General features: G+C 61.7%; 10 protein-coding genes. 6 read left to right on the top strand and 4 right to left on the bottom strand.

The annotated features are described in order from the left end of the window. Positions 1 to 153 precede the first annotated feature (153 nt). Positions 154 to 1,341 (top strand): hypothetical protein, encoded by a 1,188-nt coding sequence (locus J3O30_RS08100; RefSeq protein WP_207583711.1) that lies wholly within the window; start codon positions 154 to 156, stop codon positions 1,339 to 1,341. An 88-nt stretch (positions 1,342 to 1,429) separates the two neighbouring features. Here the strand turns inward: J3O30_RS08100 and J3O30_RS08095 are convergent, their stop codons facing one another. Continuing rightward, the gene (locus tag J3O30_RS08095) at positions 1,430 to 2,071 is read right to left on the bottom strand and encodes a TetR/AcrR family transcriptional regulator (RefSeq protein ID WP_207583710.1); all 642 of its coding nucleotides are present in this window, start codon (positions 2,069 to 2,071) and stop codon (positions 1,430 to 1,432) included. Positions 2,072 to 2,137: 66 nt separating this feature from the next. Here J3O30_RS08095 and J3O30_RS08090 point away from each other — a divergent pair, with 66 nt between their 5' ends. After that, on the top strand, positions 2,138 to 3,307 hold the full coding sequence (locus J3O30_RS08090; protein WP_207583709.1) for a serine hydrolase domain-containing protein: 1,170 nt from the start codon (positions 2,138 to 2,140) through the stop codon (positions 3,305 to 3,307). 62 nt (positions 3,308 to 3,369) lie between these two features. Here J3O30_RS08090 and aspS read toward each other — a convergent pair whose 3' ends face one another. After that, a complete protein-coding gene (aspS, locus tag J3O30_RS08085; RefSeq protein WP_207583708.1) occupies positions 3,370 to 5,160 on the bottom strand; it encodes an aspartate--tRNA ligase in 1,791 nt (596 codons plus the stop codon). A 257-nt stretch (positions 5,161 to 5,417) separates the two neighbouring features. Between aspS and J3O30_RS08080 the strand changes: the two genes are divergently transcribed. From J3O30_RS08080 to J3O30_RS08065, 4 genes are all read left to right on the top strand, one after another. Next, a complete protein-coding gene (locus J3O30_RS08080) occupies positions 5,418 to 6,806 on the top strand; it encodes a multicopper oxidase family protein (protein WP_207583707.1) in 1,389 nt (462 codons plus the stop codon). Between the two features lie 159 nt (positions 6,807 to 6,965). Beyond that, entirely contained in the window at positions 6,966 to 8,111 is a 1,146-nt protein-coding gene (gene rnd / locus J3O30_RS08075) for a ribonuclease D (protein ID WP_207583706.1), read from the top strand. Positions 8,112 to 8,243: 132 nt separating this feature from the next. Next, positions 8,244 to 9,305, top strand: a complete 1,062-nt coding sequence (locus J3O30_RS08070) for an adenylate/guanylate cyclase domain-containing protein (RefSeq protein ID WP_207583705.1) — start codon at positions 8,244 to 8,246, stop codon at positions 9,303 to 9,305. A gap of 105 nt (positions 9,306 to 9,410) precedes the next feature. Next, positions 9,411 to 10,769, top strand: coding sequence for an esterase-like activity of phytase family protein (locus J3O30_RS08065; protein ID WP_207583704.1), 1,359 nt, complete (start codon positions 9,411 to 9,413; stop codon positions 10,767 to 10,769). A gap of 286 nt (positions 10,770 to 11,055) precedes the next feature. Here the strand turns inward: J3O30_RS08065 and ppx are convergent, their stop codons facing one another. Both ppx and J3O30_RS08055 read right to left on the bottom strand, forming a co-directional pair. Next, a complete protein-coding gene (ppx, locus tag J3O30_RS08060) occupies positions 11,056 to 12,576 on the bottom strand; it encodes an exopolyphosphatase (protein ID WP_207583703.1) in 1,521 nt (506 codons plus the stop codon). Positions 12,577 to 12,587: 11 nt separating this feature from the next. Beyond that, a complete protein-coding gene (locus tag J3O30_RS08055) occupies positions 12,588 to 14,792 on the bottom strand; it encodes an RNA degradosome polyphosphate kinase (RefSeq protein ID WP_207583702.1) in 2,205 nt (734 codons plus the stop codon). Between the last annotated feature and the right edge of the window lie 50 nt (positions 14,793 to 14,842).

Below are 14,842 nucleotides of genomic sequence, written 5' to 3'. Positions count from 1 at the left end.
AAAGGATGAGACAAACGTTCCGCCGCAATTCGGATTTCGTTTGCCGTTCCTTTCAACGGAAATTTAGAAGTCCGCAAATATAAAGCAGGCCCAATCCGTAGTAGCGTAACTGCAGATTTCCAACCGCCATCACGCCACCAGAGGAATCACCCCATGAACTTTTACCGGACAACGCGGCTGATGCTGTCGGGCGCCGCCATTTTCTCGCTCGCCGGCTCGGCTTTCGCTCTCGATGGCACCGATCTGCTGAAAAAGATCAATGCCGCCTATGCCGCCCAGGGCGGGACGATTGCCGCTGAGGCCGTCGATATCGACGGCACGACCGTGACGTTGAAGAATGTCACCGTCAAGCCGACCGGTGGCGAAAGCCTGCCGATCGGCGAAATCACCCTTTCCGGCGTCGAAGAAGACGAGGATGGCGGCTATTACATCGAAGAAGCGGCCTTCCCCGACATCAACAAGACGGGAGACGGCGTTACCGTGACGGCGCAGGAGCTGACGCTCGGCGGCATCTCCGTGCCGGCAACGGCGGGCGGCAACACGCTCGACACGATGATGCTCTATGAAACCGCCCACACCGGCCCGGTGAAGGTGGTCAAGGACGGGGCGGAAGTGTTCTCGCTGCTCGAAACCAACATGAACCTGACGCTGCGCGAAGACGAATCCGGCTTCGATTTCGACGGCGCCTTCAAAAGCATGAAGGCCGATCTCACCAAGACCGAGGATGCGCAGAGCAAGGATGCGATCGAGAAGCTCGCCCTGCAACACGTCCAGGGCGACATCACCATGAAGGGCGCCTGGGAACTCGCCCCCGGCACGATCGACGTTTCGGAATTCGCCTTCGACTTCACCAACGTCGGCAAGCTGAACCTCGGCTTCAAGATCTCGGGCTATACGATGGCCTTCATGAAATCGATGCAGGATGCGATGAAGGAATCCGAAGCTGGTGCGAACAAGGACCAGTCGCAGCAGGCGCTGGGCCTCGCCATGCTCGGCCTGATGCAGCAGCTTTCCTTCGAGGCCGCGCAGGTGCGTTTCGAAGATGCCTCGATCACCAAGCGTGCGCTGGATTATGCCGGCTCGCAGCAGAACATGTCGGGCAAGCAGATGGCGGATTCGCTGAAGGCGATGACGCCGATCATGCTGGCGCAGCTCAATATCCCGGAACTGCAGAATGCCGTTTCGGCAGCGGTCAATACCTTCCTCGACGATCCGAAGAGCCTGACTGTCAAGGCCGCTCCTGAAAAGCCGGTGCCGTTCCCGACGATCGTCGGTGCCGCCATGGGCGCTCCGAATACGCTGCCGCAGGTGCTCGGCGTCAAGGTTTCGGCCAACGACTGATCGCATCGATCTGATGACGAAAGGCCCGGCAGTGCGTGACTGACCCCAATAGCTGGTGTCAGTCACGATCTGTCGGGCCTTATCGTTTTCAGGCGCGGTGGCGGGCGAGTTCGGCAATGGCGAGACTTGCGATCTCCAGCAATTCCTCAAGCGATGCGCCGTCCCTCGCCTGCACCGACATGCCCTGGACGATAGCGCCGAGGAACCGCGCAAGTGCGCGAGGCTTCGCCTCGGCGCTGATGTCGCCCTCGCGAATGCCGCGCTCGATCCTTGCCGCATAGGCCTCCAGCGACCGACGACGCAGCGCCGCCACGTGGTCGGCGATCAGATCGTTCTCGCTGGCGCAGTTCAGCACAGCCGTCGAGATCATGCAGCCTTTCGGATGTTCCGGCGCCGAAAACCTTGCGGCCGAGCCCCGCAAGATCCGCTCGAAGGCGGAGACGGTATCGATCGGCTCGCCGAGCGCGGAAGAGGTTTCGGCGCCCAGCGCCCGATATTGCTCCAGCGCCGCACGATAGAGATCGGCCTTCGAGTTGAAGGCGGCATAGAGGCTTTGCGGCGTGATGCCCATGGCCGCCGTCAGATCGGCAATCGAGGCGCCCTCGTATCCGTGCGCCCAGAAGGTCTCGCGGGCGGCTGAAAGAACCGTCTCACGGTCGAAGGCGGGAGGGCGACCGCGGCGGCGGGCGGTAGGATTTTTCATGTCTGCACTATTTTTCACAACGATCACTCTAGAAATTCCGCTCCACTTGTCTAATTCAGGAATGGTCATTGTGATTATAGAAGGTTTGATCTGATGAGTCTTCCCCTCGAAACGGCGAATGCCGACAGGAATACCTTGCTTTCGGCTGCCGTCGATACGGCAATAGCAGACGCGCTCGACGAAAAGCGGCTGGTCGGGACGGTCGTATTCGTCGCCCGCGACGGAGAGATCATCCATCGCCGCGCAGCCGGCCTCGCCGACCGCGAAAACGATTTGGCGATGGGCGAGGACACGATTTTCAGGCTAGCCTCCATCACCAAACCAATCGTCACCATCGCTGCGATGCGGCTCGTCGAGCAGGCGAGAATCGGGCTCGACGACCCGGTGACCCGATGGCTGCCGGAGTTCCGCCCGAGGCTGCCCGACGGCAGCGAAGCAACCATTCGCATCCGCCACCTGCTGACCCACACATCAGGCCTCGGCTACGGCTTCTCCGAAGAGGACGGCGGCCCCTATATCAGCGCCGGCATTTCCGACGGCCTCGATCAACCGGGACTGCCGCTCGCCGAAAATCTGCGGCGGATCGCCAGCGTGCCGCTGCGTTTCGCGCCGGGCAGCGACTGGCAGTATTCCCTTGCCATGGATGTTGTCGGCGGCATCATCGAGGCGGAAACCGGCATGCCCTTGGGTGGGGCCGTTGCCGAACTGGTGACGAGACCGCTTGGGCTTGCCGGCACCGCATTTTCGGTTCGTGACCGCAACCGGCTTGCGGCGGCCTATATGGACGCTTCGCCGGAACCGGCGCTGATGGGCGAGAATGCGCTGGTGATGTCGCAGATGGGTCCCATCCGTTTCGCGCCGAACCGCATCTTCGACCCCGCTTCCTATCATTCCGGGGGCGCCGGCATGGCGGGAACGGCGGCTGACGTGCTTTCCGTACTCGAAACCATCCGTAGCGGTGGCGCGCCGCTGCTATCGACGGAAACCGTACGGATAATGATGACAGACCAGGCCGGCGGGCACCGCCAGCAGCACGAACCCGGCTCCGGCTTTGGCTTCGGCTGGTCTGTCATCACCGATCCGGCCGAGGCGGGCGTCCCCTTCCCCAAGGGCACGCTGAAATGGGGCGGCGTCTATGGCCACAGCTGGTTCATCGACCCGGTCAACGGGCTGACCGTCGTTGCGCTGACGAACACGACGCTGGAGGGCATGTGGGGCAAGTTCACGGTCGATCTACGCGAGGCGATCTACGCGGCATTGTGAACGACAGCAAAAAGCCCGACGACATCGGTCGCCGGGCATTTGCATTGGGGATCAGACGATCCTCAGTCCTTCTTGACCAGCGGGATCGGCCGGATCGAGAGTTCACGCAGCTGTGTCGGCGCTGCCGGGCTCGGCGCGCCCATCAACAGATCCTGGGCCTGCTGGTTCATCGGGAACAGCGAGATCTCGCGCAGGTTCTTCGCGCCGACGAGCAGCATGACAACGCGGTCGATACCGAAGGCAGCACCACCATGCGGCGGTGCGCCGTACTGGAAGGCGCGGTAGAGGCCGCCGAAACGGTCTTCGACATCCTGCTGGCTGAGGCCCACCTTCTCGAAGGCGGCGACCATGGTTTCCGGCGACTGGTTACGGATCGAGCCCGAGGCGATTTCGAAGCCGTTGCAGACGGCGTCATACTGGAAAGCCTTGATCGTCAACGGATCCTGGTTCTGCAGTGCGTCCAGGCCGCCCTGCGGCATCGAGAACGGATTGTGGGCGAAATCGACCTTCTTGTCTTCCTCGCTCCATTCGAAGAAGGGGAAATCGACGATCCAGCACAGTTCGAAGCGGTCGCGGTCGACGAGGTTCAGTTCCTCACCAGCCTTGGTGCGAGCCTCGCCGGCAAACTTGTAGAATTTTTCCGGCTCGCCGGCGACGAAGAAGCAGGCATCGCCATCGCCGAGACCGAGCTGGGTGCGGATGGCGTCCGTGCGCTCCTCGCCGATGTTCTTGGCAAGCGGGCCGGCACCTTCGAGTTTGTCGTTCTCGCTGCGCCAGAAGATGTAGCCGAGGCCGGGCTGGCCCTGGCTCTGCGCCCAGGCGTTCATGCGGTCGCAGAAGGCGCGCGAGCCGCCGGTATTGGCCGGGATCGCCCAGATCTGAACCTTCGGGTTCGAGGCGATCATGCCGGCGAAGACCTTGAAGCCGGAGCCGGCGAAATGCTCGGTCACGGCTTCCATGACGATCGGGTTGCGCAGGTCCGGCTTGTCCGAACCATATTTGCGGATCGCCTCGTCATAGGGGATGCGCGGCCATTCCTTGGTGACCGGCTTGCCTTCGGCAAACTCCTCGAACACGCTTGTCATCAGCGGGCCCATCGTGTCCCAGACGTCCTCCTGGGTGACGAAGCTCATTTCGAGGTCGAGCTGGTAGAATTCGCCCGGCAGGCGGTCGGCGCGCGGGTCTTCATCGCGGAAGCACGGCGCGATCTGGAAGTAACGGTCGAAACCCGCCACCATCAGCAGCTGCTTATACTGCTGCGGCGCTTGCGGCAGAGCGTAGAAGGTACCGGGATGGATGCGCGAGGGTACGAGGAAGTCGCGTGCGCCTTCCGGCGAAGAGGCCGTCAGGATCGGCGTCGTATATTCGGTGAAGCCGACATTGCCCATTTCTCGGCGCATCGCCGAGATGACCTGGGTGCGCTTGACGATGTTCTTATGCAGCGTTTCGCGGCGAAGATCGAGAAAGCGGTACTTGAGGCGAACGTCTTCCGGATAGTCCGGCTCGCCGAAGACCGGCAGCGGCAATTCCTTGGCGGCGGAGAGCACTTCGATCTCCTGAGCGTAGAGCTCGATTTCGCCGGTTGCCATGGTCCCGTTGACGGTGTCGTCGGTGCGGGCCTTGACGAGGCCGTCGATGCGGATCACCCACTCGCCGCGCACAGTCTCCGCCATCTTGAAGGCCGGGCTGTCGGGATCGGCGACGACCTGGGTAATGCCGTAATGGTCGCGAAGGTCGATGAAGAGAACGCCGCCATGGTCGCGGACCCGGTGGACCCAGCCGGAGATGCGGACGGTCGAGCCGACATCCGTCTTGCGGAGGGCGGCGCATGTGTGGCTGCGATAGCGATGCATGATCTCAAATCCTGGCATGTGGCTTAAGACGGCAGCAAGGGCTCCAAGAACCCTCAAGCGCCGACAAGAAAATCGGGCGGAAAAGCGCATGGACGCTCCGATTTGTCAAGGCTTGGCGCGTGCCACCCGCGCGTTTGGCACCCGTTTGTGGCGGGGGCGCGCCCCATATGCCGCGGCAGATTGGCCGCACTTCCCGTATTGATGAAGGAGCGGGTCAACTTTAAAAGGATTTGGCATTATCACTGTGGAGCCTCCGCATGCCTCTCCTGACCCGCCGCAACCTTCTCAAGGCATCCGCTGTCGCGGGCGCCTATGGCGTCGGTATCGGCATTGCCGGTAAATTCGGGCTTGCCGAGGCAGCCCCCGAGCCGCAGCTGCTGACGGCGGTAAAGACCGAGGCCATGCTGACCGAGGCGGGACCGACCCGGGACATTATGAGCTGGGGCCAGGACGGCATGCCGCCGGTTCTCCGGATGAAAAAGGGGCGACCCTATGCGGCGCGGCTGAAAAACGAACTCGACGAGCCGACGACGATCCACTGGCATGGGCTTCGCATCGACAACCGCATGGACGGCGTGCCGTTCATGACGCAGCCCTACATCTATACCGGCGACAGCTTCGACTATGCCTTCTCGCCGCCCGATGCCGGCACGTTTTGGTACCATCCGCATTGCAACACGCTGACGCAGATGGGCCATGGCATGACCGGCGTCATCGTCGTCGAAGATCCGGCCGATCCAGCATTCGATGCGGAAATAGTGCTGAACCTGCGTGACTGGCGGCTCGGCGGCGACGGGCAGTTCATCGCCGCTTTCAAGCCGCGCGACGCTGCCAAATCGGGGACCTACGGCACCGTGCGCACCGCCAACTGGCAGCAGGAGCCGCAATATGACGCGCCCGCGGGCGGGCTGGTGCGGCTGCGCATCGCCGTCACCGACGTGACGCGGATCTTTTCACTGAAGATGGAAGGGGCGGTTGCGAGCGTAATTGCGATCGACGGCAATCCGGTACCGAAGCGTTTTCCGCTCGATCTCCTGCAGATCGGCCCAGGTCAGCGGCTCGATCTTGCCGTGCGCATACCGGACAGCGAAGGCGCTGTCGCGACGCTCGAAGATATACGCGGCACCACGCCGAAGACGATCGCCAGCCTGCGCGCAGTCGGATCATCGTTGAAGCGCGATATCGGCGATCTCGGGCCGCTTGCCGAAAATCCGGTGGCGAAGGCGGATCTTTCCGCCGCCGAGCAGATCCCGCTGGTGCTGAGCGCCACGGCCGAGAACACCGCCGTCGAGAGCATCTGCGGCACGCTCGGCTACAGTTTCTGGGCAATCAACAAGGTGCCGTGGCCGGGCGACACGCCCGATCCGACAGCACCGCTGGCGGAACTGAAGCTCGGCAAGAGCTATGTCTTCAACCTAGAGAATACCACGCCGCACGCACATCCGATCCATCTGCACGGGATGAGCTTCACGGTGATCTCCTCGACCAGGCAGGTGATGCCGCTCGTCTCCGATACCTATCTCATCCAGCCTGACGAGAAGGTGCAGCTCGCCTTCGTCGCCGACAATCCGGGCGACTGGCTGCTGCATTGCCATATCATCGAGCATCAGAAAACCGGGATGACCAGCTATCTCAGGGTGAGTTGAGGCAGCGTGCGCTCGTTGCGACGGCGGCGGTCTTGGCCTTGCCTCAGTTTCGACGTGATTCTTGCCCAGCAATGCTCGAAGCGTATGCTGTTGTATTGACATATCGAAGCGAAAGGAGAAGGAAGGTTCAACCGACCTTTTCCTTGCGAATGAAATGATATGATCGAAACCACCGCCGATTTGGCGGCCGCCTGCAAAGAGCTGGCCAAGTCCGACTTCATCACCATCGACACCGAATTCCTGCGCGAGACGACCTTCTGGCCGGAGCTTTGCCTGATCCAGATGGCAAGCCCGACAACCGAAGTTCTCGTCGATCCGCTGGCCAAGGGCATCGACCTCACCCCCTTCTTCGAGCTGATGGCCGATCCGAAGGTGCTGAAGGTCTTTCACGCGGCGCGTCAGGATATCGAAATCATCTTCAATCGCGGCAATCTCATTCCGCATCCGATCTTCGACACGCAGGTCGCCGCCATGGTCTGCGGTTTCGGCGACAGCGTTTCCTATGACCAGCTGGTCAGCCGGATCAAGAACGTCCACATCGACAAGTCGTCGCGCTTCACCGACTGGAGCCGCCGGCCGCTTTCCGACAAACAGCTGGAATATGCGCTGGCCGACGTCACCCATCTGCGCGATGTCTACCTGTCGCTGAAGGCGGAACTCGATCGCGAAGGCCGCACCTCCTGGCTCTCCGAGGAGATGGACATTCTCGAGGCGCGCGAAACCTACGACATGCATCCCGACGATGCCTGGCAGCGGCTGAAGATGCGATTGCGCAAGCCGCAGGAACTGGCGATCCTGAAATATGTTGCCGCTTGGCGCGAACGCGAGGCGCGGGCGCGCAATGTGCCGCGTTCGCGGGTGCTGAAGGATGATGCGATCTACGAGATCGCCCAGCAGCAGCCCAAGGATACCGAGGCGCTTGGCCGGTTGCGTACCATTCCGAAAGGCTGGGAGCGCTCGACCTCCGGCGCCGCCGTCATCGAGGCCGTCAACACAGCACTCGCTCTTCCGAAGGCCGATATGCCACATGTGCCGCGCCAGGCGCAGGCGCCCGAAGGGGCCGCTGCTGCCGTCGAACTGCTGAAAGTGCTGTTGAAACTGATTTCGGAAAAGCACGGGGTGGCGCCGAAGGTGATCGCCAACAGCGAGGATCTCGACAGGATCGCCGCCGAAGGCGAGAAGGCCGAAGTCTCTGCCCTGCACGGCTGGCGGCGCGATCTTTTCGGCGAGCCGGCGCTGCAACTAATCCAGGGTGAGATCGCTCTGCGCTTCGTCGACCGGAAGGTCGAGACCATCAGCCTCTAGCGTGATTTCAAAGTGTTACAGCTCCGCACGTCTGTCTGACGCGCGGCGCTGTAAGACCGCATCGAATTCGCTTGACGCTTTTTTCCCAGCTGAAACAATGGCTGGAAGAACCATTATTTGGCGAAGGACGGCATGCGGGAAATATCTCCGACGCAGAACTGGATCCTGATCACGATCGTTCTGGCCGCCAGCGGCGTCGTCTATGATCTGATGTTCTACTCCAATCAGACGCCCGTTGTCGGCGCAATCTTCGCGCTGTTCATCGGCATGCCGATCGTCGCCTTCGAGCGCAAGGCGCTGTTCCGCGGGATGTACAGACGTATCCAGAGGCTGCCGACCTTCGCCTTCATCATCAGCGAACTGGTGATCTACGAAATCCTGATGAGCCTCGGCTTTGCCTGCGCCGCACTGCTGCTCTCGGCAGTCGGCATGGTGAAGCCGACGTCGTTCCTCGATCTCGTCATCATGCCCTACGAGGTCTTCCTCTATGCGCTTGCCGTCTGCTCGGCGCTGATCTTCATCCTGCGCGTGCGGGAACTGCTCGGCCGCGAGGTATTCCTCAGCATGCTGGTCAGCCGCTATCGCAATCCGGTCAGGGAAGAGCGTGTATTCCTCTTCATCGATCTGGTCGATTCGACTGCTTTTGCCGAAAAGCATGGCGACCTCCGCGCGCAGCAGCTGCTGAGCTCGCTGTTTGCGACCTTCGCCGAGCCGGTCAGGCGCCACAAGGGCATGATCAACGACTATGTCGGCGATGCGGCGATCATCACCTGGCCGCTTGCCCGCGGCGTCAAGAATGCGCGTTGCGTGCGCTGTATGTTCGACATCCTCGCCGATATCGAAGCCAATGCCGCCGGCTGGCGGAAAAGCTACGGACATGTACCGAAGCTGCGGGCCGCTCTTCACGGCGGCGAGATCATCACCGCCGAAATCGGCGTCGACCATCACAAGATCAGCTATTTCGGCGATACGGTGAACACCACCGCCCGGCTGGAGACGCTCTGCCGCACTCTGAACCGGCCGGTGCTGATCTCCACTGAGCTTGCCCGACGCATGAACTTTCCCGACGACATCGCTTGCGAGGATCTCGGCACCCATGCCGTCAAGGGACGCGGCCAGGCGCTCGGCGTCATGGCGCTTTCTTCGCGTGCGGTCACCGTGCTGAATAAGCCGGCGGTCATTCTGCACGGCTGAGCGACCGTTCTGCTGCGCGTCACCAAAGCTTCACCCAACCGTCAATTCGCTGACACGGAAGCCCTGCTAAGCGGAAGCCATTCGCATCCGTTCCATGGGGATATTATGAAGACCATTCTTTTTGCTTCCGTATCGCTTTTCATTCTGGTCGCGGGCTCCGCTTACGCCGACCAACAGCAGTTCCCGGCCAAGCTCGCCCGCCAGGCGATCCTTCCTGCCAACACCATGGTTCCAGCTCCGGCCGATGCTCCTGAGTTCCTCAAGCATTCCGGCAAGTTCACGACGGCGGACCGCAAGCGCACCGAGGCGCTCGGCACGGTGCCCGGCAAGGATGGCGCACGCGTCACCGACCTGAAGCTTCCCTTCGACGGTCAAGCGATCCAAGGCTTCTCGGGCATCAAGACGATGGCCGACGGCACCTTCTGGACGCTCACGGACAACGGCTTCGGCTCGAAGGCCAATTCCTCCGACTCCATGCTCTTCCTGCACCAGATGAAATTCGACTGGGCGACCAACAAGGCTGACGTCGTCAAGAACCTCTTCCTCTCCGATCCCAACAAGATCGCCCCCTTCCCGATCGTGCTCGAAGGCACCGACACGCGTTATCTCACCGGCGCCGACTTCGACATCGAATCGATCCAGCCGGTTGCCGACGGTTTCTGGCTCGGCGACGAATTCGGTCCTTATATCCTGAAGTTCGACACGGCAGGCCGCCTCACCGACGTCATCGCGACGACGCTCGACGGCAAGCCGGTGCTTTCGCCCGACAATCCGCTGATCCAGCTTCCGGGCAACCCGACCGCGAAGATGCCGGTCTTCAACCTGAAGCGCTCCGGCGGTTTCGAGGGCCTCTCCATGTCTAGGGATGGCTCCAAGGTCTACGGCCTGCTCGAAGGCGCCATCTACAAGGATGACGGCCAGATGGAAACGGCCGATGGCCACACCGCCGTCCGCGTGATCGAGTTCGACGTCGCCGCCAAGAAGTGGACCGGCCGCAGCTGGCTCTATCCGTTCGAAGACAAGGGCGTGTCGATCGGCGACTTCAACATGCTCGACGACAGCACCGCTCTCGTCATCGAGCGCGACAGCGGCGCCGGCACCAAGGACAAGGCCTGCGCCGACCCGAAGCAGCCAAAGCCGGATTGCTTCGAAGCCCCGGCCGAGCTGAAGCGTGTCTACAAGATCGAGTTCAACGACGCCAATGTTGGCAAGGCCGTCCGCAAGATCGGCTATATCGACCTCCTGAATATTCAGGACCCCGACAACAAGAAGAAGGCCGGCAGCAAGGATGGCGTCTACGACATGCCGTTCGTGACGATCGAAAACGTCGACCGCGTCGACGCCACCCACATCATCATCGGCAACGACAACAACCTGCCCTTTTCAGCCGGCCGCGCCGTCGACAAGGCCGATAATAATGAGTTCAGCCTGCTTGAGGTTGGTGAGTTTTTGAACGCGAAGTAATTTGGGTTTGATGGGAGATGGAGGGGCGGTGCGTGAGCGCCGTCTTTTTCGTCTGGTTGGGCGGGTACATCGTACGGCATGCCGTGCCAGCCCCCCCTCTGCGCTACCGGGCATCTCCCCCACAGGAGATCACAAGCGGCTTGGCCTTCCCACCTCTCTACCGTTTCGTCGCGCTGCAACGGCAATTGTTTTGGGAAACCGTTGCGCCCAGCCGATCTCCCCACCTGTGGGGAGATGGCCGACAGGCCAGAGGGGGCCGGCACGGCACAGCGACCGTTGCACCGCCCTACTCGAACAGAAACGCCAGCCGTTTGTTCGTCAGCTTCGACAGCTGCTGCAGGCGGCCGTCCAGGCGTTCGCCGGCGAAATCGCGGTATTCGGGGGGCACGACGAATTCGAGGTCGATGTCCGGGTTCGACGACTTGCGGAAGATCAGGTTCTTGACGATTCCGGGCATCGAGGCCGAGAAGAGGTAGACGACGCGCAGCATGCCGCCGAGCAGCTTGGCGCGCTCGATGAACTGGGGTGTGGCGATCTGCGCCAACGGGCCTGTTGCGCCGTCGTCGTGTAGCCCTTCGAAACGGTAATAGTTGCTGAGCGCGATGAAGGCGCGGCCGGGATGGCTGATGCCGACGAAGGAAGAGTGAGCGATGACGTTCAACGCCTGCAGGCCGCGATAGTCGGGATGGGCACGCCAGCTGATATCGGCAAGCAGACAGGCGGCCTGACGGTAGCGGCTTTCCTCTTGCGTTTCCTGGACGCCAAAGAGAGGCATCATGCGGCCGGTCCATTCCGCCAGTTCGCGGGCATGCTCGGGCGAACGCGCACGCAGGATCGCCAGTTCGCCGGCAGCGGCAAGCAGCGGATCAAGGCGACGTTCGCCCTCCGACAGCAGCGAATAGAGATATCCCTCACGCACACCCTGCGCCGAGAAGGAAATCACCGACGGCTTCATCGCGCTCAGCACTTCCTTCATGGCGACGGCGCCGAAGGGCAGCAGCGAACGGCGGTGCTTCGACACCGCCTGCAGCGCCGGCTCCTTGGAATCGCGCGCGCTGACCACCTGTTCGAGGAACAGCATCATCGCTTCGAGCGAGACCTCATAGCCCTGCATCATGTGCAGCGGATAGTTGGTGAGCTCCATGTGCAGCTTGGCGATATTTCGCCAGGTGCCGCCGACGGCGTAGAAGGTGCGCCCCTCGCCTTTCGACAGCAGCTTTGCCGTCTTCACCTGCTTGCGGGCAAAGGTCCGGGCTTTGGACAGCGAGCCGCCGGCATATTCCGACAGGCGCAGGCCGCCGAGCGGCAGCGTGATGCCCTTGCCGACTTCCTTGCCCCTGATATCGATCAGCTCCAGCGAGCCGCCGCCGAGATCGCCGGCGATGCCATCGGGATTGTAAAAGCCGCTGATGATCCCGAGCGAGGCGAATTTCGCCTCCTCCTCGCCCGAGAGCACGCGGACCTTGCGGCCAAGGATGGTTTCGGCCTGATGGATGAAATCAGGACCGTTGCTCGCCTCGCGCGCGGCGGCCGTCGCCAATACATACATGGTGGCGGCGCGCGCCTGATCGGACAGCGCCTTGAAACGGTGCAGCGCCACCAAAGCCCGACTGACGCTGTCTTCATCCATCTTGCCGCTAAGGGCAATACCCCTGCCGAGGCCGCAGAGAACCTTTTCGTTGAAGAGGACGGTTGGCGAACGGGACATGCCTTCGTAGACGACTAGACGAATGGAATTCGATCCAATATCGACGACGGAGACCGGGGCGATCCCCGGAAGGCGCCCCTGGGCTTCAGATTCAACCATTTGGTCCAGTTTTACTTGTTGTTGCGGCCTTCGAGCAGGCCGGCGATCAGCTTCGGCGCACTGGACTTCAGAGCTTCACCACGGCCCGACAGGCTCGGATTGGTCATGAAATACTGCTGCGCATTGAACGGTTCCTCGCCCCTGCGCACTTCCATGCGCCGCGACGTACCGTCGGGCAATATCTCGTAGCTTTGTTGATTGTCAATCACGTTGCCGAGCATAATCTGTGACAAGACCTGCTCGTGAACGGTCGGATTCGTCAGCGGAACCATGGTTTCAACGCGGCGATCGAGGTTTCTCGGCATCATGTCGGCCGAACCGATGTAAACCAGCGCCTTGTCGGATGGCAGGCCGTGGCCGTTGCCGAAGCAGAAGATGCGGCTATGTTCGAGGAAGCGGCCGATGATCGACTTGACGCGGATCTTTTCCGAAAGGCCGGGCACCTGCGGACGCAGGCAGCAGATGCCGCGCACGACGAGATCGATCTCGACGCCGGCATGGCTGGCGCGATAGAGCGCATCGATAATGTCGGGATCGACAAGCGAATTCATCTTCATCCAGATCGCCGCCGGGGCGCCGTTCCTGGCGTGCTGAATCTCTTCGTCGATGTGGCGCAGGATACGCGGGCGCATCGTATAGGGTGAGATGGCGAGCTGCATGCTCTGTTCCGGCTCGCCATAGCCGGTGATGAAATTAAAGATGTTCGCCATGTCGTGGGCGATGACCGGATTGCAGGTGAAATAGGACAGGTCAGTGTAGATCTTCGCGGTGATCGGGTGGTAGTTGCCGGTTCCGAGGTGGCAATAGGTCCTGAGCTTGCCTTCCTCGCGGCGGACAACCATCGACATCTTGGCGTGGGTCTTGAGTTCGATGAAGCCGAAGACGACCTGCACGCCGGCACGCTCGAGATCGCGCGCCCAGCGGATGTTCGCCTCTTCGTCGAACCGAGCCTTGAGCTCGACCAGCGCCGTCACCGACTTGCCGGCTTCGGCGGCGTCGACCAGCGCGCGGACTATCGGGCTGTCGTTGGAGGTGCGGTACAGCGTCTGCTTTATCGCCAGGACGTCAGGATCGCGCGCAGCCTGGAGAAGAAACTGGACCACCACGTCGAAAGATTCGTAGGGGTGATGGACGACCATGTCCTTTTCGCGGATGGCGGCGAAGCAATCGCCGGCATGTTCGCGGACGCGCTCGGGAAATCGCGCATTGTAGGAAGGAAACCTGAGATCCTCGCGCGGCGCCTTAGTGATCTCGGACAGAGTGTTCAGCGCCAGAAGGCCCGGCAGAACGGCGACGCGATTGTCGGGGATATTAAGCGCCTGAACGACGAACTGGCGCAGCGAGGCCGGCATTTCCGAGTCGGTCTCGATACGGATGACCTTGCCGCGGCGGCGCCGCTTCAGCGCCGTTTCGAAGAAGCGGACAAGATCCTCGGCCTCTTCCTCGACTTCGATATCGCTGTCGCGGATGACGCGGAACGTACCGGAGCCCTGCACCTCGTAACCCGGGTAGAGCCGGTGGATGAAGATGTTGGCGACATCTTCCAGAGTGATGTAGCGGATCGTGTTTCCATCATCCGGCAAACGGACGAAGCGGTCGAGCGCCGGCGGCAGGCGCAGCAACGCCGTCATCGGATCGCGGCCATTCTTGCTGACGAGTTGCAGGCCGATCGAGAAGCCGAGATTTGGAATGAACGGGAACGGATGGGCCGGATCGATCGACAGCGGCGTCAAGACAGGAAAGATCGCCTGTTCGAATTCGGCGGCCAGCCACTGGCGATCGGCATCGCTCAAAGCGCCGGGGCGGACGATCAGGATGTCTTCCTTGGCGAGATACTGCTGCAGCACGGCCAGCGAGGCCTGCTGCTCCATCTGCAGATGGTCGATTTCCTGCAGGATCGAATCGAGCTGCTCGGCCGGCGTCTTGCCGTCGGGGCTGCGGATGACGATGTTCTGGCGCACCTGGCCCTCGAGGCCGGCGACACGCACCATGAAGAATTCATCGAGGTTGGCGGCCGAGATCGACAGGAAGCGAACGCGCTCGAGCAGCGGATGCTCGGTATTCAACGTTTCTTCCAGGACGCGGCGGTTGAACTGCAGCCAGGAGAATTCTCGGTTGATGAAGCGCTCGGGGCTCTTAAGCAGCTCTTCCAGCGGGGGAGTGTTGTCGTTGGATTGCGGAGTAAGTTCCTGATGTTCTGCGACTGCGCTATCCATAGACCGTTTACCCCGCTCTCAATCGCCGAAGGCAATTATATCAGTTTCAC

Origin of the sequence: Rhizobium sp. NZLR1, assembly GCF_017357385.1 — a bacterium.
Lineage (GTDB): Bacteria > Pseudomonadota > Alphaproteobacteria > Rhizobiales > Rhizobiaceae > Rhizobium.
Note: the sequence above shows the minus strand (reverse complement) of the source record. Positions and strands in the feature narration are given on the sequence as shown.